The 19803-nt window shown below is 72.3% G+C and carries 20 protein-coding genes and 1 pseudogene; 5 read left to right on the forward strand and 16 right to left on the reverse strand.

The window, feature by feature from the left end; all coding sequences use genetic code 11:
- Positions 1–289: 289 nt before the first annotated feature.
- Together MDN94_RS01105 and MDN94_RS01110 are read right to left on the reverse strand one after the other, a co-directional pair.
- Positions 290–1303, reverse strand: coding sequence for an aldo/keto reductase (locus tag MDN94_RS01105; protein ID WP_482724140.1), 1014 nt, complete (start codon positions 1301–1303; stop codon positions 290–292).
- Between the two features lie 4 nt (positions 1304–1307).
- Positions 1308–1763 carry a MerR family transcriptional regulator gene (locus tag MDN94_RS01110; protein ID WP_441262840.1) on the reverse strand — a complete coding sequence of 152 codons (456 nt, stop codon included), beginning with the start codon at positions 1761–1763 and terminating at the stop codon, positions 1308–1310.
- An 86-nt stretch (positions 1764–1849) separates the two neighbouring features.
- Here MDN94_RS01110 and MDN94_RS01115 point away from each other — a divergent pair, with 86 nt between their 5' ends.
- On the forward strand, positions 1850–2314 hold the full coding sequence (locus MDN94_RS01115) for a GNAT family N-acetyltransferase (RefSeq protein ID WP_482724141.1): 465 nt from the start codon (positions 1850–1852) through the stop codon (positions 2312–2314).
- Positions 2315–2334: 20 nt separating this feature from the next.
- Positions 2335–3150, forward strand: coding sequence for a serine hydrolase domain-containing protein (locus tag MDN94_RS01120; RefSeq protein WP_482724142.1), 816 nt, complete (start codon positions 2335–2337; stop codon positions 3148–3150).
- A 29-nt stretch (positions 3151–3179) separates the two neighbouring features.
- On the opposite strand, the gene MDN94_RS01125 is transcribed toward MDN94_RS01120, so the two are convergent.
- The 5 genes from MDN94_RS01125 to MDN94_RS01145 all read right to left on the reverse strand — a co-directional run bounded on the left by MDN94_RS01125 (position 3180) and on the right by MDN94_RS01145 (position 8858).
- A complete protein-coding gene (locus MDN94_RS01125) occupies positions 3180–3764 on the reverse strand; it encodes a hypothetical protein (protein ID WP_482724143.1) in 585 nt (194 codons plus the stop codon).
- Positions 3761–5242: a sensor histidine kinase gene (locus MDN94_RS01130; protein ID WP_482724144.1), complete on the reverse strand. Its 1482-nt coding sequence runs from the start codon at positions 5240–5242 to the stop codon at positions 3761–3763. Before MDN94_RS01130 ends, MDN94_RS01125 begins: the two co-directional genes overlap by 4 nt.
- On the reverse strand, positions 5239–5919 hold the full coding sequence (locus MDN94_RS01135) for a response regulator transcription factor (protein ID WP_159692327.1): 681 nt from the start codon (positions 5917–5919) through the stop codon (positions 5239–5241). Before MDN94_RS01135 ends, MDN94_RS01130 begins: the two co-directional genes overlap by 4 nt.
- 21 nt (positions 5920–5940) lie before the next feature.
- Positions 5941–7542: a murein biosynthesis integral membrane protein MurJ gene (gene murJ / locus MDN94_RS01140; protein WP_482726964.1), complete on the reverse strand. Its 1602-nt coding sequence runs from the start codon at positions 7540–7542 to the stop codon at positions 5941–5943.
- A 140-nt stretch (positions 7543–7682) separates the two neighbouring features.
- Positions 7683–8858 carry a lipid II:glycine glycyltransferase FemX gene (locus tag MDN94_RS01145; RefSeq protein WP_482724145.1) on the reverse strand — a complete coding sequence of 392 codons (1176 nt, stop codon included), beginning with the start codon at positions 8856–8858 and terminating at the stop codon, positions 7683–7685.
- 190 nt (positions 8859–9048) lie between these two features.
- Between MDN94_RS01145 and MDN94_RS01150 the strand changes: the two genes are divergently transcribed.
- Complete coding sequence (locus MDN94_RS01150; RefSeq protein ID WP_482724146.1) at positions 9049–10236, forward strand: L,D-transpeptidase; 1188 nt, start codon at positions 9049–9051, stop codon at positions 10234–10236.
- Between the two features lie 65 nt (positions 10237–10301).
- On the opposite strand, the gene MDN94_RS01155 is transcribed toward MDN94_RS01150, so the two are convergent.
- The 3 genes from MDN94_RS01155 to MDN94_RS01165 form a co-directional block, all read right to left on the reverse strand.
- Positions 10302–10466, reverse strand: coding sequence for a hypothetical protein (locus MDN94_RS01155; protein ID WP_482724147.1), 165 nt, complete (start codon positions 10464–10466; stop codon positions 10302–10304).
- A 31-nt stretch (positions 10467–10497) separates the two neighbouring features.
- Positions 10498–11238, reverse strand: a complete 741-nt coding sequence (locus MDN94_RS01160; protein WP_482724148.1) for a hyaluronoglucosaminidase — start codon at positions 11236–11238, stop codon at positions 10498–10500.
- Positions 11239–11528: 290 nt separating this feature from the next.
- Entirely contained in the window at positions 11529–13661 is a 2133-nt protein-coding gene (locus MDN94_RS01165; protein ID WP_482724149.1) for a hypothetical protein, read from the reverse strand.
- A gap of 98 nt (positions 13662–13759) precedes the next feature.
- Between MDN94_RS01165 and MDN94_RS01170 the strand changes: the two genes are divergently transcribed.
- The gene (locus MDN94_RS01170; protein WP_482724150.1) at positions 13760–14965 is read left to right on the forward strand and encodes a hypothetical protein; all 1206 of its coding nucleotides are present in this window, start codon (positions 13760–13762) and stop codon (positions 14963–14965) included.
- Here MDN94_RS01170 and MDN94_RS01175 read toward each other — a convergent pair.
- From MDN94_RS01175 to MDN94_RS01200, 6 genes and pseudogenes are all read right to left on the reverse strand, one after another.
- A complete protein-coding gene (locus tag MDN94_RS01175; RefSeq protein WP_482726965.1) occupies positions 14950–15267 on the reverse strand; it encodes an MmyB family transcriptional regulator in 318 nt (105 codons plus the stop codon). The genes MDN94_RS01170 and MDN94_RS01175 overlap by 16 nt on opposite strands.
- Complete coding sequence (locus MDN94_RS01180; protein ID WP_482724151.1) at positions 15186–15842, reverse strand: helix-turn-helix domain-containing protein; 657 nt, start codon at positions 15840–15842, stop codon at positions 15186–15188. Before MDN94_RS01180 ends, MDN94_RS01175 begins: the two co-directional genes overlap by 82 nt.
- Positions 15843–15846: 4 nt before the next feature.
- Positions 15847–16569, reverse strand: coding sequence for a hypothetical protein (locus tag MDN94_RS01185; protein ID WP_482724152.1), 723 nt, complete (start codon positions 16567–16569; stop codon positions 15847–15849).
- 13 nt (positions 16570–16582) lie between these two features.
- Positions 16583–17218: an RNase A-like domain-containing protein gene (locus MDN94_RS01190; RefSeq protein ID WP_482726966.1), complete on the reverse strand. Its 636-nt coding sequence runs from the start codon at positions 17216–17218 to the stop codon at positions 16583–16585.
- Positions 17210–17422: pseudogene (locus MDN94_RS01195) on the reverse strand (transposase); the annotation flags it as partial. The pseudogene MDN94_RS01195 and the gene MDN94_RS01190, both read right to left, overlap by 9 nt.
- A 380-nt stretch (positions 17423–17802) precedes the next feature.
- Entirely contained in the window at positions 17803–18459 is a 657-nt protein-coding gene (locus MDN94_RS01200; RefSeq protein WP_482724153.1) for a pirin family protein, read from the reverse strand.
- A gap of 93 nt (positions 18460–18552) precedes the next feature.
- Between MDN94_RS01200 and MDN94_RS01205 the strand changes: the two genes are divergently transcribed.
- Positions 18553–19737 carry a PucR family transcriptional regulator gene (locus MDN94_RS01205; RefSeq protein WP_005318100.1) on the forward strand — a complete coding sequence of 395 codons (1185 nt, stop codon included), beginning with the start codon at positions 18553–18555 and terminating at the stop codon, positions 19735–19737.
- The last annotated feature ends 66 nt before the right edge of the window (positions 19738–19803 follow it).

Raw genomic sequence — 19803 nt, forward strand, 5'->3', positions numbered from 1 at the left:
CAGCCTCGCCGAGGGCTCCGGCCCTGCTGGGGAGGCCCTGTCCTCGTACAGCTACGGCCAGTGGCACGCAGCCCTGCGTAACGTCGGCTTTGATCCTGACGGCCGTTCAGCAGCGGCGGCCATGGGCCGCGACACGGTTCTCGTTGTCGACTGCTGATCGGTCGAGACCCGTTCATGGACCAGGTTCGCCGTCGGGCCCGGTCCCCCTCCCAGCTGCGGCCGGTGCGACGGTGGCCGGGGCCGGTAGCGCCGGCGCCACTCGGTCATCGGCGAAACGCCCCCGCAGGTGCTACTCGCGCGCCGTCGACGTCGACGACATGTCCGGGTACCGGTCACCCGCCACCCGCCCCGCCACCGGCTCCAGCGACGCCAGCTCCGCCTCCGTCAGGACCAGCCGCGTCGCCGCCAGGTTCTCCCGCAGGCGCGTGGGCCTGCGGGTGCCCGGGATGGGGACGACCGTCAGGCCGTGGGCATCGGCACGCTGGTGGACCCATGCCAGCGCCACCTGAGCCGCGCTCGCCCCGCGCGCCGCCGCGATCTTGTGGACGGGCTCCACGAGCGCCGCGTTCCTCTGCGCGTTGTCCCCGGTGAAGCGGGGCTGGTGGCGGCGGAAGTCGTCCTCGGACAGGTCCTTGCCGGCGTCGGTGAACGCGCCGGTGAGGAAGCCCCGGCCGAGGGGCGAGTACGGCACGAGCGCGACACCGAGTTCGGCGGCCGCACCGGCCGCACTGCGCTCCACGTCGCGGCTGAAGAGGGACCATTCCGACTGGAGGGCCGCGATGGGGTGCACGGCGTGCGCCTCGCGCAGTTCGGCGCCGGTCACCTCGCTGAGGCCGAGGTGCTTGACGAGGCCCCGTTCGACGAGTTCCGCCATCGCGCCGACGGACTCCTCGAGCGGTACGGCCGGGTCGCGCCGGTGCATGTAGTAGAGGTCGATGACGTCGACGCCGAGCCGCCGCAGGCTGCCTTCGACGGATTGCCGGATGTACGCGGGGTCGTTGCGCACGGCCCGGTAGTGGGGGTCGTCGTTCCGTACGATCGCGAACTTGGTGGCGAGCGTGATCTCGTCCCGGTGCGCGGCGACGAACGGCGCGAGGAACCGCTCGTTGGCGCCCCGCCCGTACACGTCGGCCGTGTCGAAGAGGGTCACGCCCTCGGCGAGCGCCACCTCGAGGGTCTTTCTCGCCGCCGCCTCGTCGGTGTCGCCGTAGAACTCGCTCATGCCCATGCAGCCGAGGCCCTGGACGCCGACGAGGGGTCCTTCCGTGCCGAGACGCACCTGCGCGATCTTGCTGTCGTTCATCAGGTCAGGACCTCTCCGGAGCCCGCCGGGCGTCCGCGTAGAACTCGATCTTGTGGTCCAGGACGGCGAGGGTGTCGTGGAGTTCGGCGATCCGGGCGAGCACGTCGCGCCGGGTGCGCTGGAGCAGTTCCGCGCGTGCCTCGAAGGTCGACTCGCCCTCCCGGACCATCTCGGCGTACGTGACCATGTCGGCGACGGGCATCCCCGTCAGCCGCAGTTTGCCGACGAAGGCCAGCCAGTCAAGGTCGCGGTTGGTGAACCGCCGCTGGCCCGTGTGGGAACGGTCGACGTGCGGCATCAGCCCGATCCGCTCGTACCAGCGCAGGGTGTGCGCGGTGAGTCCGGTGAAGGCGACGACCTCGCTGATGGTGTAGCGGTCCTGCCCTTCGGGACGCGGGTGCGCGCGAGGGGCGGCCTTGCAGAGATCGGTCCTGGCGGGGGTGCTCTCGATCACCGTCATGCCCTCCACGCTAAAACGTTGGAGTGCACTCGAAGCAAGCTCGATCCGCTGGCATTTCCGGCGCGGCCGGAATTAGCCTGCTGCTCATGAGCATCTCCCGCCGCGCCGCCCCCGCCGACGCCGAAGAGCTGGTCCGTCTCCGCAAGGTCATGACGGACTCCGTCGCCGGGCCGAGCCCCGATGTCAGCTGGCAGCCCGCGGCCGTGGCGACGCTGCGCGACCGGCTCGCGGACCCGGACGGCAGCCTCACGGCGTTCGTCGTCGAGCGTCCCGGCGGCGGGCTCGCCGCGTGCGCGGTCGGCACGATCGAGTACCGGCTCGGCAGCCCGGGCAACCCGGAGGGCACCTGCGGCTATGTGTTCAGTGTCGCCACGGACGAGGACATGCGCCGCCGCGGCTACTCACGCGCCTGCGTGGAGGGACTGCTCGGCTGGTTCCGTGAGCGCGGCGTCCGCAAGATCGATCTGCGCGCCTCCGAGGACGGTGAGCCGCTGTACGCCTCCCTGGGCTTCGTCCGCACCCCTGACCCGGCGATGCGGCTGAGTCTGTAGCACCGTTTAGGCTCGTAGCCATGCAGAGCCTGGCGATGATCGAGAACTGGCCGGTACCGACCGCGGCGGCCGCCGTCGTACGAGCGGACGGCACGGTCGCCGGTTCGTACGGCCCGACGGACCGGCGCTTCCCCCTCGCCTCCGTGACGAAGCCGCTCGCCGCCTACGCGGCGCTCGTCGCGTACGAGGAAGGCGCGATCGAGCTCGACGAGCCTGCCGGCCCGGAGGGGGCAACCGTCCGGCACCTGCTCGCGCACGCGTCGGGGCTGGCCTTCGACGAGCACCGGGCCATGGCCGCGCCCGGCACCCGCCGGCTGTACTCGAACGCCGGCTTCGAGGTGCTCGGCGACCACATCGCCAAGGCCACCGACATCCCGTTCGCCGACTATCTCCACCAGGCCGTGCTGGAGCCGCTCCGCATGACGTCCACCACGCTGGACGGTTCCCCCGCCAAGGACGGTCTGTCGACCGTCGACGACCTGGCGCGGTTCGCGGCCGAGGTGCAGGCGCCACGGCTGCTCGACGCGCGGACGGTGCTCGAGGCCATGACGGTCGTCCACCCCGGCCTGTCCGGTGTGCTGCCCGGTTACGGGAACCAGAAGCCCAACGACTGGGGTCTGGGCTTCGAGATTCGCGACTCCAAGTCCCCGCACTGGACGGGTGCTTCGTCATCGCCGCGCACCTTCGGCCACTTCGGCCAGTCCGGCACGTTCCTGTGGATCGACCCGGACGCGCGGGCGGCGTGCGTGGCACTCACCGACCGGGACTTCGGGCCGTGGGCGATCGAGGCGTGGCCCACGTTCACCGACGCGGTGCTGGCGGAGCTGCGCGGCTGACGGGCCGGGCGCCGACAGGTACCCGAGGATCAGCCCGTCTCCGAAGGGGTCACGGTCGGCGCCGGACGGCGGGCCCCGTTGTCGCATGTCGCGGCGGGCCGTGCGCCGTCCGTGCCCACCAAGACCACCGGCATACCGCCGTTGTCGCTCTCCGCGTAAGCGATGGTGCACACGAGCTGCTGCCGGGCGACGCTGGTCAGCGGGGCCAGCGGGGTGTCCAGTGTGAGCCTCGCTGTGCCCCCGGACACCTCGGTCCCCGCCACGGTCGACGGATCGGGCAGCGACGGCGCATTGCTCAGCCCGGCGCGTTTCTCGGCCGCGTTCGGGCCGGCCAGCAGGGCCGAGACCGTCTTGGCGGTCGCCGGCCGCTCCGGGGCGGTGCTCGACTCCGGGCCGACGGCTCCGTCCCAGACCCTTGTGTCGACCGATCTCGGCGACGGCACCAGCAGGCCGTCCGGGGAGAGGAAGAACGCCATCATGCGGTGCTCGCGGGCCGGCAGGACGTCGAGCGTCGCCGGACCGCCCGCCTCGATGACGTCCGTCTCCTGTATGCCGCAGCCGGTGAGCGCGAGCAGCGCCGCCAGGGCCGTCCCCGCGCGGATGCGCCGTCTCATCCCGTCGCCTCCTGGGTGCCGTGCGGTCCGTGCAGCGGGATCTCGACGGTGAGGACGGCCCCGCCGTCCGGTCCGTTCGCCGCCCGGATCGTCCCGCCGTGCAGGTGGACGTTCTCCTGGGTGATGGCCAGTCCGAGCCCGCTTCCGGCCGAGCGGGCGCGGGCCGCGTCGGCCTTGTAGAACCGTTCGAAGATGTGCGGCAGCACCTCGGGCCGGATGCCCGGTCCGCTGTCGGCCACGTCGACGACCAGCAGTTCGCCCTGGACCGACAGCCGCACGGTGACGGGTTCCGAGCCGTGCCGCAGCGCGTTGCCGACCAGGTTGGCGACGACGACGTCGAAGCGCCGCGGATCGAGGCGTGCCCGGATGCCGTCGGGGAGGTCGGTGCGGACCCGCTCGCCCCAGCGGCGGTGGTCCAGGGTCTTGCGGACGGTCTCGCCGACGTCGACCTCGTCGGTGTTCAGTTCCGCCGCGCGTGCGTCGAACCGGGAGATCTCCATCAGGTCCTCGACGAGCACGGCGAGTTTGCCTGTCTCGGCGCTGATCAGCCGCACGGCCCGCGCGGTGTCCGGGTCCAGGCCGTCGGCGTCCTCGTCGAGCACCTCGGTGACGGCGAGCATCCCGGCCAGCGGGGTGCGCAGCTCGTGCGAGACGTCGGAGGCGAAGCGGCGGGCCCTCGCCTCCGCCTGCTGCAGTTCGTCCACGGACCGTTCGAGCTGGCCCGCGGACTCGTTGAAGGTGCGGGCCAGCTCGGCGAGTTCGTCGCTGCCCCGGACCGGGATACGGGTGTCGAGCCGACCACGGCCCATCGAGCGGGCGGCGCGCCGGAGTTGGCGCACCGGGCGCAGCACACCACGCGCCGCGATCAGCGCGGGTACCAGAGCGACGGCGAGTCCGGGCAGTGCCCCGTCGCGGGCGGCGGTGACGAGGGCGTCGACGTTCGCCTCCTCGTCGGTCATCCGCATCACGGCGAACATCACGAGTCCGCTGGGCATGCTGCTGCCGGGGCCGGTGCGCACCAGGACGGGCACCCCGATGGTCAGATACGGAACGCCGTCGCTGACGACCCGTTGGAAGCTGCCCCGGGAGCGGGCGAGGGTCATACGTCGCAGATCCGGCGTGATGACGGTCGATGTGGGGTGTGTGCCGGAGGACACGCGCAGCGAACCGTACTCGGCGAAGACGACCCAGGGGTGCGGCTTGGACTTGCTCGCGATCACGAAGAGGTACTCCCGGAGCATCTCCGGATCGATCGGCAGCTCCGGGGCCAGGGTCCCGACCTGCTCGCGGAACGAGGCGACCGCGGTGTCCTGGGCACTGGCCAGGACGGCGCTGCGCGCCTCACGGTAGGTGAGGGTGGCGGTGGTCCCCGCGCTGACCGCCGCGACCAGCAGGAACGCGAGGACGAGGCGGGTGCGCAACCCGAAGGGGGCGATGCGGCGGTCACGGGCCGGGACGCCCGTGCGGCGGCCGGTCACAGCGGCCCGAAGCGGTAGCCGAAGCCCCGCAGGGTCTGTATGTAGCGCGGACTGCCCGGTGTGTCCTCGATCTTGTTGCGCAGCCGCCGTACGCACGCGTCGACGAGCCGCGCGTCACCGTGGTAGCTGTGCTCCCAGACGTGTTCCAGCAGCTGCTGGCGGCTGAACACCTGCTCCGGCGCGGCGGTCAGGTGCAGGAGCAGCTTCATCTCGGAGGGCGCCAGGGCGAGGCGTTCGCCGTTCTTGGCGACGGTGAGGCCCGCGCGGTCGATCGCGAGTTCGCCGTGGAACTCGACGGACGGACGGCCGCCCGGCGCCTCCATCCTGCGCAGCACGGCACGGATACGGGCCTCGATGACCTCGGTGCGGGCGGGTTTGACGATGTAGTCGTCGGCGCCCGCCTCGAGGCCGATGACGACGTCGAAGTCGTCGCCGCGAGCGGTGAGCATGATGATCGGCAGCTGGCTGTCCTCCCGTACCCGGCGGCAGACCTGTACGCCGTTCATGCCGGGCAGCATCAGGTCCAGCAGCAGCAGGTCGGGACGGAACTCGGCGAGCGCGGCGAGCCCGGACTCGCCGGTGGCCGCGGTCCGCACCTCGTGGCCGCGGCGGCGCAGCCCGAGCTCGACGCCTTCGCGTACGGAGGGGTCGTCTTCGATGAGGAGGACGCGGGGCATCGGTGGGGCTCCAGGTCGTGATCAGCGGCGGGTGGACAGGGCGCGGCGCAGCCGGGCGGCGGCGCCGGAGAGCAGCGCGTCGAGTTCGGTGAGCCGCAGCGGGCGGGCGAGCGCGGCGAACGCCGCGGCGATGGCGAGCATGCCGGCCGCGGCCTGGGCGGCGGGCCCGGCCGGCGCCGCCCAGCGTGCCACCAGGAGGCCGAGTGCTGTGGCGGGGACGGCGGCGGTGAGCAGCCGGGCCTGGGCGGCGACGGTTGCGGAGCGCCACAGTCCGGCGGGGCGCGCCGCCCCGGGCACCGGCGGTGCGAGGCGGCGGCGCAGGACGGTGGCGGTCAGCAGCCAGCCCGCGAACAGGGCCAGCGAATAGGCGCCGGCGATCCCTGTGACGGCCCAGCGGGCGGGCAGCAGCACGTAGGCGGCCAGGGACAGGCCCGCGTTGAGGCCCGCGATGAGAAGGTTCAGAAGAAACGGCGTACGGGTGTCGGACAGGGCGTAGAACGACCGGGACAGCACGTACTGCCCCGAGAAGGCGACGAGTCCGGGCGCGAAGGCCATGAGCGTGCCCGCCATGACGGCGATGTCGTCGGCGCCGGTGCGCCCGTACTGGAAGACGAGGGCCAGGACGGGCTGGGCGAGGGCGAGCAGGACGCAGGCGGCAGGCACCACGAGGGCGGCGCTCTTGCGCTGGGCGTACCCGATGTCCCGGCGCAGTCCGCCCGTGTCACCGTCGGCCGCGGCGGCGCTCATCCGGGGCAGCAGGGCGGTCATGAGGGAGACGGTGACGATGCCGTGCGGCACGGCCCACAGGATGTAGGCGTTGTTGTAGGCGCTGAAACCGGCGCCCTCGATGCCGGCGGACTGCGCCTGGAGGCCGGCGGTCGTGGCCAGCCGGGTCGTCACCCAGAACGCGGCCTGGTTGGTGAGCACCAGCAGCACCAGCCAGCCCGCGGAGCGCATCGGCCGGGTCAGTCCGGCGCCGCGCCAGTCGAGGCGGGGCCGGAAGCGGAAGCGCGCCGCCCGCAGGGCGGGCAGCAGCGCGAGCGCCTGCACGGCGATGCCTGCGGTGGTGCCCCAGCCGAGGAGCACGGTCTCGGACGGGGAGAGTCCGCCGCTGCCGCCGGTGGCCAGGTACAGGCCGAACACAGCGATGACGACGACGTTGTTGAGGACGGGCGTCCACATCATGGCGCCGAACCGGCCACGGGCGTTGAGCACCTGCCCGAGCAGGGTGAACAGTCCGAGGAAGAAGATCTGCGGCAGGCAGTAGCGGGCGAAGGCGACCGTCATGGCGGCCTGTTGGCCGTCGTAGTCGGTGTACGCGCCGATGATCGCGGGGGCGGCCCACACGGCGGCGCCGGTGAGCACCAGCAGGGCGAGGACGCAGAGCGTGAGCAGCCGGTCGGTGTAGGCGGCCCCGCCGTCGGCGTGCTCCTTGGCCGCCTTGACGAGTTCGGGCACGAAGACGGCGTTGAGCGCGCCACCGAGGAGGAGCATGTAGACGATGGTGGGGACCGCGTTGCCGACGGCGTACCCGTCGGCGACCAGACCGACGCCCAGCGCCGAGGCCACCACGGCGGACCGTACGAAACCGGTGGCCCGTGACACGACGGAACCGGCCGCCATGAGCAGGCCGCTCCGCGCGACGGACCCGCCGTCGAGAGTCCCCTCCCGGCTCTGCTCCCGGCCGCCGTCCCGCTCATGGGCGGCAGCGGGACCGTCGTCCGGGGCACCGGCGGCCGTCGGCGCGGTGTCGGCGAGGCGGCTCACCGGCGGGCCAGATAGGCCTGGAACGCGCGGTACAGCGCGTGGTTGGCGGTGCCGTCCAACGGTCTCTCCCATTCCCCCAGCGTCTCGACGACCTCGCCGCCGGTGCCGAGCTTCCAGCGCAACAGCCCGTACGGACGGTCGTCGGGGTCGAGGGTGGAGGGTACCCCGCGCATGTCGTAGACATCGGCGCCAAGTGCCTTGGCGTCCAGGAGCATCCGCCATTGCAGCAGGTTGGACGGGCGGACCTCACGGCGGTGGTCGGCGGAGGCGCCGGTCTGGTACCAGACGCGGCGACCCACATGGATCATGGTGTGCGCGGCGAGTGTCTCGCCGCCGTGGCGGGCGAGGTACAGCTTCATCCGGCCGGGCTCCTCCGCGTTGAGGGCCGCGTACTGGCGCTCGTAGTACGCGAGCGACCGACCGAGCCGGAAACCGTCGCGTTCCTCCGTGATGCGCAGCAGCCGGTAGAACTCGGGCAGGTCGGCCGCGCTGCCGACCACCACTTCCACGCCGGACTTCTGCGCGCGCCGGACGTTGCGCCGCCACTCCTGGTTCAGCCCGGACCACAGCTCCTCCTGGGTACGCCCGGCGAGCGGGACACGGAAGACGTGACGCGGCTGCGCGTCACCGTCGTTCTCGCCGCCGCACCGCTGCCAGCCCCGCGCCCGCAGCCGCTCCGCGACCGCCGTGCCCAGCGGATCCACCTCGGTCGCGAGGACGTCGGACAGCCGGCGCCCCGGCCCCGTCGCCGCCTTCAGCCCGGCCGCGCTCCAGCTGCGGTACGCGGGCGACGGCCCGATCCGTACGGCGAAGGCGCCCGCCGCCCGCAGATGCCGCAGCAGCGGGTCGAGCCAGGCGTCGATCCCGGGGTCCGCCCAGTCGGCGACGGGCCCCTCCGGCAGATAGGCGAAGAACTTGCGCGTACGCGGCAGTTGGCGCAGCAGGACGAGCGCGGCACCGGACAGCGCGCCGGAGGACGGATCGGGCCCCCAGCCGACGAGCCGGGCCTGCCAGCCCTCCTTGACCTGCGCCCAGGACGGGCACTGGAGGAACCCGGCGCCGAGGTCCGAACCGGTGCGGGACGCGAGGAACGCGCGGTACGTCGCGGCGTCGACGGAACCCAGCGGTGTTTCCTGGCCGCGGGCGGCGGCCGGCACGAGCAGCGCTGACACGGTGTGAGCCTCTCTCTGGGTGACGACGAGGATGCTCACAGCCGTCCGTGACCGCTCCGCGCGGCGTATGTGACCGGACGATGACCGTTCGTCTGCAGTCGCTGTCACATCGCCGCAGCGCCTCTCACCTGCGCTTCTGCCGCTCTAGAGTCGCCACGAACCCACCCATCGACCACTGACGGAGGCTCCGTTGAGCCACATACGTGTGCGCATCGCGGCGGCCGCGGTGCTGCTGGCCCCGCTCGCCGCCTGCTCGTCCGGATCGGACACGCCCGCCGCGGACGGCAAGGCCGGAGCCCCTGCGGCGGCCGAGGGCCGCCCGGCGACGGTGACCGTTTCCCCGCAGGGCAAGGCCGTGCGGGCCGGCGTGCCGGTGACGGTCACCGCGACCGGCGGCACGCTCACCTCGGTCACGGTCACCGACGCCGAGGGCCGCTCCCTCGCGGGCAAGCTCTCCACGGACAAGGCGAGTTGGAGCTCGCGACGCAAGGCCGTCCCCGGCGCCTCGTACAAGGTCACCGCCGTGACAGCCACCAAGGCCGGCACGAAGAACACGGCCACCTCCACGTTCACCACGGCGTCGGCCGACAAGGTCAACAAGGTCGACTGGCGGCCGGGCGCCGACACGACGGTCGGCATCGCCCAGCCCGTCTCCCTGGTCTTCGACAACCCGGTCACGGACAAGGCCGCCGTCGAGAAGCAGCTGAAGATCACCACCTCCGGCGGCACGGAGGGCTCCTGGGGCTGGATGGAGGACCACTCCGGCCGTGACCGGATCGACTGGCGGCCCAAGGAGTACTGGAAGCCCGGCACCAGGGTCACCCTCCGGGCCGAGCTGAACGGCACCGACTCCGGCGACGGCGGGTGGTTCGTCCGCGACTACGCGACCACGTTCACGATCGGCGCCGGCCAGGTCGTCAAGGTCGACCTCGACCGCAAGCAGCTCACCCTGGAGCGGGACGGGAAGGCGGTCCGTACGATCCCGGTCTCCGGCGGCACCCCCGGCGGCGACAAGCGCTCCTGGCGCGGGACGACGGTCCTGATGGCCAAGGAGGGCACGATCAACATGAACTCCGAAACGGTCGGCCTCGCCGACGCCTACGACAAGATGGTCGACTTCTCGATGCGGCTCACCTGGTCGGGGATGTACGCGCACGCGGCGCCCTGGAACGACAGGTGGATGGGCAAGGCCAACAAGAGCTCCGGCTGCATCGGAATGAGCGACGCGAACGCCGCCTGGTTCTACGCACAGGTCCGCCCGGGCGACCCCTTCGAGATCAAGGGCAAGGACACCAAGGGCGTCCCTGCCCCCGGCAACGGCTTCGGTGCGTGGAACGTGCCGTGGACAAAGTGGCAGGCGCGCAGTGCGCTGCGCTGAGCCGAGCGGGTTGCGGGCGGTCACCGGTCCGGCGACCGCCCGCCCTTTGGCGTGCCCCCTGCTGCTCAGGCGGGCGCGCCCGCGGGCTCGTCCGCGGCCGTCGCTGCCGCGAGGCGGGCCCGCAGCGCGGCGTTCTCCGCCTCCAGGATCGCGATGCGCTTACGCGCGAAGTACAGCTCCGTGACCGCGTCGCGGAACTCCGCGACCAGTTCTTCCGGGGTCAGTTCCATGTCGTTCTCTCCGGGGTTGCGTATGTGGTGCTCAGGCGGGGGCGATACGGGTGGGCGTGGTGCCGGGTCCGCGCCACCACAGCTCCCCGTTCTTCGCGTACAGCACGCCGCCGCCCTTCGAGTCGATGCCCGTGGGCACGGAGGCTACGTCGACGATCCGCACCGTGCCCTCCACCATCAGCGCCGAGTCGGTGCCCTGCTGCTGCACGACATGAAGCTGCGACCAAGGATTGGCGCCCACGCTCATGCCGATGCCGACCCGGCCGCTGCCCTTCACGACGAAGTCGTCCCGACCGTTGTTGCGCAGGCATATCAGGTTGCCGGTGGTGGGTCCGTTGCCCGCCTTGACGAAGATGCCCTGGGCCGCGGTCCCCGCCGTCAGCAGATCGATGGACAGCGCGGAAGCCTTCTGGTCGGAACCGTCCGCGTGCCCTGTGTGCGAGATCTTCAGCGTGCCGTGCGCCTTCTCCGTGCCCCTGAGATACACGGCGGAGTCATCCGGGTTGTCCGAGACGATGTTCAAGGCCACGCCGCTGCCGGTGGTGCCCGCCTGCCAGACCGTGACGGCATGCTCGGTCGTGGAAGTCGTTTTGAAGAAGCCGGAGTTGATGGTGGAGTCCGTTCTGAACCCCTCGGCCGCCACCGGCCCGTCGAACGTCGTGGTGGGGCCTTCCGCTTCGGCCGCCGCGGCCGGTGAAGCGGCGCCGCCCGCGGCCACCGTCACCGCCCCCGCGGTGAAACCTCCGAGGAACAACCTCCGTGACACGGCCATCTGTACGCCTTCCTCCTATGTATTTCGCGCCGCCTGCGGCGCACCCAGGGAAGGGACCATGATGGAGCCCGTTTGGTTGTAGGGCGCCGCTGCCGGTTACGTGACTGGCGCACGAGGTCGCGCCGACGCGACTACTCGGCGATGCGGCAATGCGGCGATGCGGCGATGCGGCGACGGTTGCCGGACCGCCGCCGTCCCGGTCCGTGACGGCAGGAACCCGGACGGCCCGCGCGTCGTCCTCGGTGCGGGTGCCTGGCGGGCTTCTTGGACGGCCTGCGCCGATGCACCGGTCAGGGCGCCTGCCGTGAGGTGGCGACCACCGCGCGGACACGCCCCCGCAGGAACTCGTCGGTGCCGATGATCCGGTTCTCCACGCCCGAGCGGATCACCCGCCGGTCGCCCTCGGCCAAATCGTCCAGCCTGCGCAGATGGTCGGCGGTCAGAGCGTCCGCCCCAAGGACCTCCAGGGCGTCGCAGGCTTCCAGCGCGTTCGACTCCTGTTCCGCCGCGGCGAGGACGAGCTCCGCGAGTGATCGACGGTCGAGCGTTTCCTCCTCCGCCACGGCCAGCAGGGCGAGCACCGCCGCCGGTACCTGCTCCGGGTCCTTCAGGAGTGCTTCCAGCCTTGGCACCAGCGGCCGGCCGGCCGGGCCGAGTGCCACGGCCACACGGGCCGCACGTATCGCGCTCCACCGGAACCAGCGCTCGCCGGCGGCCCGTGCGAACACCGAGTCCAGCACGGGTACGACCGTCCGGGCGTCTCCGGTGATCCGCCACAGGGCGTCGGCCAGCGCCACGTCCGCGTCGAGCACGGGCGAGACGACCCGGGCGTCCACGCCGCTGAGGGCGCCGCGCAGTGCGTCCGCCAACTCCGTTGCCGCCGCACCCAGTCGGCCTGCCACCCGGGCCGCACAGGCCGCGTCGCCGGAGGCGGCCGAGAGCTCCCTGGCAAGCCGCGCAAGGAGAACGTCCGTCTCACCGGTCAGTTCGCAGTGGGCCTCCGCCACCGGGAGCGGCCCGTCGGGGGCCTGCGCCCGCAACAGCTGGGCCGCGCGGCAACGCTCGTGGGGCGGGCACTCGGCGGCGATCGCGGCGACGGCCGGGGCGGCGAGCAGCGGGAACCGGGCGAGCAGCTCGTACAGCGCGGGCAGCGCGCCGGCGGCCTGGCCGCCCCACTGCCGCAGCAGGCGCATCAGACGGATGGGCTCGTTCCCGGTGAGGTCGTCCTCCGCCAGCCTGGCCACGACCGCGGTCAACAGCTCGGGTTGGAAAGGGAACGACACATCCTCCGGTGCACGGAACCCGGCGGCGGCGTCCAGGCCCCAGGGCCGCTTCCCCAGGTCGCGGGCGAGCAGCGGAGCGGCCCGGTCCGGCGCCATCAGGGCCAGCACGCCGAGCGCGCGGTCCGCGAGGTCGTCGTCGCCGGTTTCCGCGAGTTCGGCCAGGGCGGGCGCGGCCTGCGCCGCGATCGGACCCAGCTTGCCGAGCAGGGACAGCACGCCGAGCGCGTCGCCCGCCGTGACCAGCGGGAGCAGGGCGGGCAGCAGCCGCCGCGGGGCGCTGCGGGACATATGGCAGGCCCGGTCGGCCGCCCACACGGCTTCTGCCCGCACATCGGCGCGTTCGTCCCGCAGCGCGGCGTCGAGCAGGTCCACGGCCGCCGCGGTGTCCGCTTCGGTCCCCCTCCGCAGCAGTTCCTCGACCACGGCGCACAACGGCTCGGCCCGGTCGAGGTCGAGCCGCTCCCGGCCGAGCGGGCCCGCGGGCAGCGCCGACAGCATCGCCCGGTGGTGTGCGGCGTCCCACTCCCCGCCCGCGTCCAGTCGGGCGAACACGGCGGCGAGCCGCAGATGGGCGGGCTGTTCCGGTCCGAGGGCCGCCTTCGCCAGGGCGGCGCCGGCTGCCGGGTCCAACCCGGCGACAGCGCCGAGCAGTTCGGCCAGTACGAGAGGATCGCCCTCCGTGTCCCACCGGCCCAGCAGCTCGGGCAGCACCGTGTCCGCAGCGCGCGTCTGTGCGACGGCCCACACGGCGGCCTGACGCACCGCGGGATCCGGGTCTGCCAACGAGGGCGTCACCAGCGGCAGTTGTCCGGCGACGGCCCTGCGCACGGTGCCCGGCTCCACCCCGTACTCGTCGTCGCTCCCGGCCATGTCGCCGAGCAGTCTCAGCAGATCGGCGGACTTGTGGCCGGCTGCCGCTATACGGGCGAGGAAGGGCGCCACCTCGGCACTGGCCGCGTAGACGGTCCCCTGGTGCAGGACACTGCCGTAGAGCTCGGACACCGCTTCGACCGCGGCTTCCTCGTCGTCCCCGGTGAGCGCCCGCAGCACGTCGGGGACGTCCTCGGCACTGCCGTAGGCGTGCGTGGTGCCGGCCCAGGGGTGCGCGTCCAGACCGTCGAGTGCGCGTGCGAGATCCATACGCGGATCATGGCAGGAGGGTCCGACAGTGCCGAACTGCTGCAGGGCCGGCGAAAACGGCGCGCCTTCGTCGTCCCCCGCGCCGTAGCATCCGCCGGATGCACGACATCGACACACTGCTCCCGCTCGGCCGGGGGAAGGACACCGCCGCCCTGCGGCAGTTCGATCCGAACACGCTCGCCCGGTACGTGGCCGACCCGGCCAACGCGTGGTGGCGTCGCCGGCATTGCGTGCAGGCGCTGGACGGGCGGGTGCCGGAGCCGCGCGTGCCCGAGCTGATCGCGCGCGTACGCGACATCGGGGAAACGGCCGAGGTCCGCGTCGCGCTGCTGGACGTCCTCGGCGACCGTACGGAACTGCTGCCGTGGCTCCTGCACGAGAAGCGGCGGGACGAGAAGCGGTACGGCATGGCAGAGGCGATCCTCAAGGCGCGCGGCCGGCTCGGCGACCTCTCCGCCACCGGAGAACTGGCGACGCTCGCGGCCTCCCCCTGGTCCCGGGAACACGACGCGGGCCGGGCCGGACTCGACGCCCTCGTCGCCCGCCACGGGCCCGACGTGGTGCTGACCGGGCTCAGTGAGGCGCGTCCCGAGGACCGGATGTTGCGCATCCGGATGCGCGCCCGCAACGACGAGGACGTCACCGACGCACTCGCTGACCCCGACCGCTCGGTGGCCCACCTCGCCCAGTCCCTCGCCGACGACCCGGACCGGCTGCGCGCCTATCTGGCCGAGGCCCCGACGACGGAGGCGAAGCTGTGGGCCGCGTACGCGTTGCACCGCCTCACCGAGGACGGCGGCGAGACCCGGGAGATCTACCAGAGCCTCGGGCGCCCCCGGGTGGAGGTCCCCGGTCTGGACGAGGACCTTCGGGCGGCGATCGTGCACGAGTACGCGCCCGGCTGCCGGCGGCAGAGTGACCCGCGCTGGCGCGTGGAGGCCCTCGCCACGGATCCGCCCACGACCGCCGACATGGACGACCGGCTCCGCCGGGCGACGGCCGCGCTGACCGCGGCGGGCCTGAAGCCGGGAGCCCCGGTTCCCATCGGCGAGCACAACCAGCAGGGCGAAGGCACGTATTACGTGATCCCGTACAACGGCAAGCACCTCTGCGTCAGCACCCTGGGCCCCTTCACCACCGCCCACGACCCCGACCCCGCCGCCAGGTCCGCCCTCGAAGCGGCGGACTTCCGCTGGATCGACGAGGAGACCGGCTCGATCACCGTCACCGACCTGTGCGTCTACTACTTCGGCGGCCGCGCCCCGCTCGATGTCGGCACCCTGCTCTTCTACTGGCAGGACTGACGTTCCAGCCGCGAGAGCGCGGCAGCGTCCTCGCTGCCCTCCTCCGCGCTGTACACGTGCACCACCAGGCCCGTTTCGCCGGGCGCGTCCGGTACGTGCAGGGTCTCGTGGTCGAGGGTGAGCAGCCCGGCCACCGGGTGGCACAGCCGTCTGCGGCCCGCCGTACACATCAGGACCTCGCCCGTGTCCCGGATCCGCCGGAAGTCGTCGCTGTGGGAGGTCAGTTCGGCGAGGAGCCCGGCCAGTTCCGAGTCGTCGGGACAGTGCCCCTGGGAGACCCGCAGCCGGCCGACGGCCTCCAGAGCCGGGCCCTGCCCTGTCGGTCGGGGAAGGCGCTCCGGGAGGCGGGGGCGAGGAAGAGGTAGCTGGCGTTGTTGCGGTCGCGGCGGCCCGGGTGACCGAGGCCGCCCAGCAGTTCGGCGCCGAGAGCGTTCCAGGCGACGACGTCGGCGCGCGGGTTCGTCACGAACGCCGGGAACCCCTCCACGGCGGCCAGCAGCCGACGGAGCAGAGGGCTGACGCTGGTCGCGGGCACGGGCCCCCGCCGGGCTGCGGTCAGTGTGGCCAGGTGCTTGCGTTCCGCCGCCTCGAGGCCGAGCGCCCTCGCGAGCGCGTCGAGGACCTCGGGCGAGGGCTGCGTCGCGCGGCCCTGTTCGAGGCGCACGTAGTAGTTCACGCTGATCCCGGCGAGTTGGGCGAGTTCCTCGCGCCGCAGGCCACGCACCCCCCGCCGGCCGCCGACCGCGAGCCCCACGTGCTCCGGAGCGACCCGTGAGCGGCGGGCGCGCAGGAAGCCGCCGAGGGCCCGCCGCGGGTCGCCGTTCCCGCCGCCGGCTCCGTCCGTACCAGTGCGCTCGATGTGATCCACGCCGTCCATGCGTTCAAGTACGGGTGGCCCTCGCGGTACCAGGACCGTCGTTCCTGCGGTTGGACAGGGTGCTGGCTGCCCCCAGGGGCCCGGGAGAGCGTGGCGGCATGAACTGGAGAGTGCCGTCATCGACAACGAGCTCGTTGTACCCGAATCTCTCGCCCAGCTCGCGGTACCGGAGGTGCTGCGACTCGCTGATCGGAACCAAGTACGCCTTGAGGACCCGCAGGAACAGCCTGAACCCGAGGTCGGGGTCGACCTCGGTGACCACCCGTTCCAGCGACGGGACCACTTCCGGCACCCCGTAGTAGGGGTGGTCGGCGGTGGTGTGCTCCAGTTCCGCGGCGAAGGCTCGCACCTCGGCGAGGACCGCGTCCCTCAGTTCCGGATCGCAGACGGGCGCAGGAGGGAGGGCATCGAATCGCGATTCGTCCCGGCGGATGCGTTCCTCGCAGACGTCCACGATCTGGCGGAGCCAGTCGCGTCCGTCCGTCCATCGCTCATCCGGGACGAACTTGGAGCGCACGGCCGCGCACCACAGGATGTCGATCACCCTGGTCGGCAGGGGTGACTCCAGCAGCCTGAGAGCGTCTTCCCGGAGGGTGGGCGCGTAGGCACCCTCCCCCCAGTCCGCGGCAGCCACGACGATTTCCAGGGGAGTGAACTCGAAGGTGCTGCCGTACCACTTGGTGAGGCCGCTGAAACCGAAGTCGATCCAGATGTCCTTACGATCCATTGCTGGGTGACTCTCATTCCGGGTGCGACGTGTAGACCATGTACCCGGGCTTGTGCCGGGACCTCTTCAGGGTGATGGAGACCCAGTTTCCGGCTTGACGAGCATCCGCAACGCCAGTGTGAGGGTAGATGGCCCCGAGTGAGCCCGGGGTGTCCAGCTGGACCTTGAACGACTTGAGGTGCGCCGCACTCTCCGAGTCCTTGGGGGTGTTCTTCATCCACGTCTCCAGCTCCTTCCTGTGAGTCGCGTACCACTTCGCGAAGGCCGCGTCCACAGAGGCCTGGGCCGTTGCGAGGTCCTTCCAGACGCTCGTTACTCCCGGGTGGCCGGGGATCCTTCGCATGTCGTCGATGGCCTTGTCAACGGCTTGCTGCGGGCTGGGGTCCCCATGGTCCCTGATCGTGTGGGCACCCCGGTCTCCCTCGTGCAGCGTGAGGTTCAGGCAGTTGTGGACGAGCACGTCGTCCGGCCGCTGCCCCTTCGTGCGCACGAAGAAGGTGTGCAGGTCGTCGACGGTGAGGTCGTAGACCGTGCGCGGAGTCAGGCCCGAGCGGTCGCGGAGGGCCGTCAGCGCGCGGACGGAGCCGTCCGGGGTGCGCAGGCGGTCACCGACGCTCAGATCGGAGACCAGCGTCCAGCACGCCCACATCAGGAGTGAGGCGAGGGTGACGGCTGCTTGGTAGGACTCGGCGGTCTTGTCGTACCGGGTGGCGATCCCGCGCCACTGCTTCAGGCGACTGAAGCACCGTTCCACGACGTTGCGCCGCTTGTAGACCTGCTTGTCGAAGGCCGGCGGGCGGCCGCCCCGGCTGCCGCGCCGGGCCCGGTTGCCGACCTGGTCGACCCTCTCCGGGGAGGCACTGCTCCCCCTGGGGGCGCCGGGTCGACCCCGAACCTGAGCGCGCTCGAGCCCGATGCCCTCGCCCGGTACGCGGCGGACACCGCGAGCCCGTGGTTCCGGGGGCGTGCGTCGTCGCGCTGGAGGGGCAAGTGCCCGAGGCTTACGTGCCCGAACTCGTCGCGCGGCTCAGGGACACCGAGGAGACCGGCACGATCCGGCGGATCCACGACCGGCTCGCCGCCCCCGCGTCGAAGTCCCCCGGCCCGGGCAACGCGTTGCGGGCGGTTAACGTGCACGAGTACGCGTCGCGACGCCAGCTGCAGAGCGACCCGCGCCGACGCGTCGAGGGCCGCTGCTGTTCTACTGGCAGGACCGACCTGTCGCCCGATGCCTCACCGGCCCATCTCCCACAGCAGCATCTCCGCCGCCCCCTCCGCGGTGAGCTCCAGCCCTTCCGCGTCCGTGATCCGCGCCGCGTCCCCCGGCCCCAACTCGTCGGCGGCGAGCCGCACGCGACCCCGCACCACGTGCGCGTACACGTACGGCGCGTCCGGCACCGCCGTCCGCTCCCCCGCGGCCAGCCGGCGCGCGTGCAGCATCGCGCCCGCCTCGGGCAGGGCGTACGGAGTCGAGTCGGCGATACCGCGCACGATCTCGTACGACGGCTCGCCGCCGGGCCGGAGCGGCGCCAGCCACATCTGCACGAACACCAGCGGCACATCGCCGTCGTTGCGCTCCACGTGCCGAACCCCGCCCGCCGAGCCGAGCCGCTGCACATCTCCGGGGCGGACGACGGTGGCGTGCCCGGCGGTGTCGCGGTGGGTGAGCTCGCCCTCGACGACCCAGGTGACGATCTCCGTGTGGCTGTGCGGATGCTCGTCGAACCCGGCGCCGGGGGCGAGACGCTCCTCGTTGCAGGCCAGGATCGCGCCGAAGCGGAGATTGCCGGGGTCGTAGTGCCGCCCGAAGGAGAAGGCGTGCAGGGACTCGATGCCGGCCGCGGGGTCGCCGCCTCTGTAGCGCTCACCGGCGCGCCGAACGGATATCACGCCACCACGGTAGCCGGGAACCATCGGGCGACGACGGGATGAACAAGAACCCCGCCCCCCGGGGCTCGCGTCCTGATAAGGCACTCTTGTCCCGTGCCCGAACCTGCAGCGAACTCCTCCCACCCGCACTCCGCGACCCTGCGCCGCCTCGAGCAGTCATCCGGCCGGCTCGCCGCGAACGCGATCGCCCGCATGGACCAGTCGCTGCCCTGGTACCGGGCCATGCCACCGGAGAACCGGTCGTGGATCGGGCTGGTCGCCCAGGCCGGTATCGCGGCTTTCACCGAATGGTTCCGGCACCCGGAGACCCCGCAGGCCATCTCGACCGACGTCTTCGGCACCGCCCCCCGCGAGCTGACCCGGGCGATCACCCTGCGCCAGACCGTGGAGATGGTGCGCACCACCATCGAGGTCATGGAGGCGGCGATCGAGGAGGTGGCCGCCCCCGGCGATGAATCCGTCCTGCGCGAGGCACTCCTCGTCTACGCACGGGAGATCGCCTTCGCCACCGCCCAGGTCTACGCCCAGGCCGCCGAGGCCCGCGGCGCGTGGGACGCCCGCCTCGAATCGCTCGTCGTCAACGCGGTGCTGTCCGGCGAGGCCGACGAGGGCGCGGTCTCCCGCGCCGCGGCGCTCGGCTGGAACTCGCCCGAGCATGTGTGTGTGATCCTCGGCACCGCACCCGACGGGGACAGCGAACTGACCGTCGAGGCCATCCGCCGCGCCGCCCGGCACGCCAAGCTCCAGGTGCTGACGGGCGTGCTCGGCGACCGGCTCGTCGTCATCGCCGGCGGCAGCGACAACCCGCTGCACGTCGCCAAGGCGCTGATCGGCCCGTACGCGGCGGGTCCCGTCGTCGCCGGCCCGATCGTGCCCGACCTGCTGGCGGCGACCCGCTCCGCGCAGGCCGCCGCCGCGGGTCTCAAGGCGTGCTCTGCCTGGCAGGACGCCCCGCGGCCGGTTCTCGCGGACGATCTGCTGCCGGAGCGCGCCATCGCCTCCGACCCTTCCGCGCGTGAGCAGTTGGTGGAGGAGATCTACAGACCACTGGAGGAAGCCGGCTCGGCCCTCCTGGAAACTCTGAGTGTCTATCTGGAGCAGGCGAGCAGCCTGGAAGGCGCCGCCAGAATGCTCTTCGTCCACCCCAACACCGTGCGCTACCGGCTCCGACGTGTGACAGACGTCACCGGCTGGTCACCCTCCGACGTGCGTTCGGCGTTCACTCTGCGAATCGCGCTGATCCTGGGGCGTCTGGCCGACGGGGATGCCCAGCCCTAGACTTTTGTTGAACACCGACAATTCCCCTGACGGTTCTTCGTCCCTGTCCCCACGGGCGGGAGAGGC

Source organism: Streptomyces sp. WAC00040 (genome assembly GCF_056835925.1).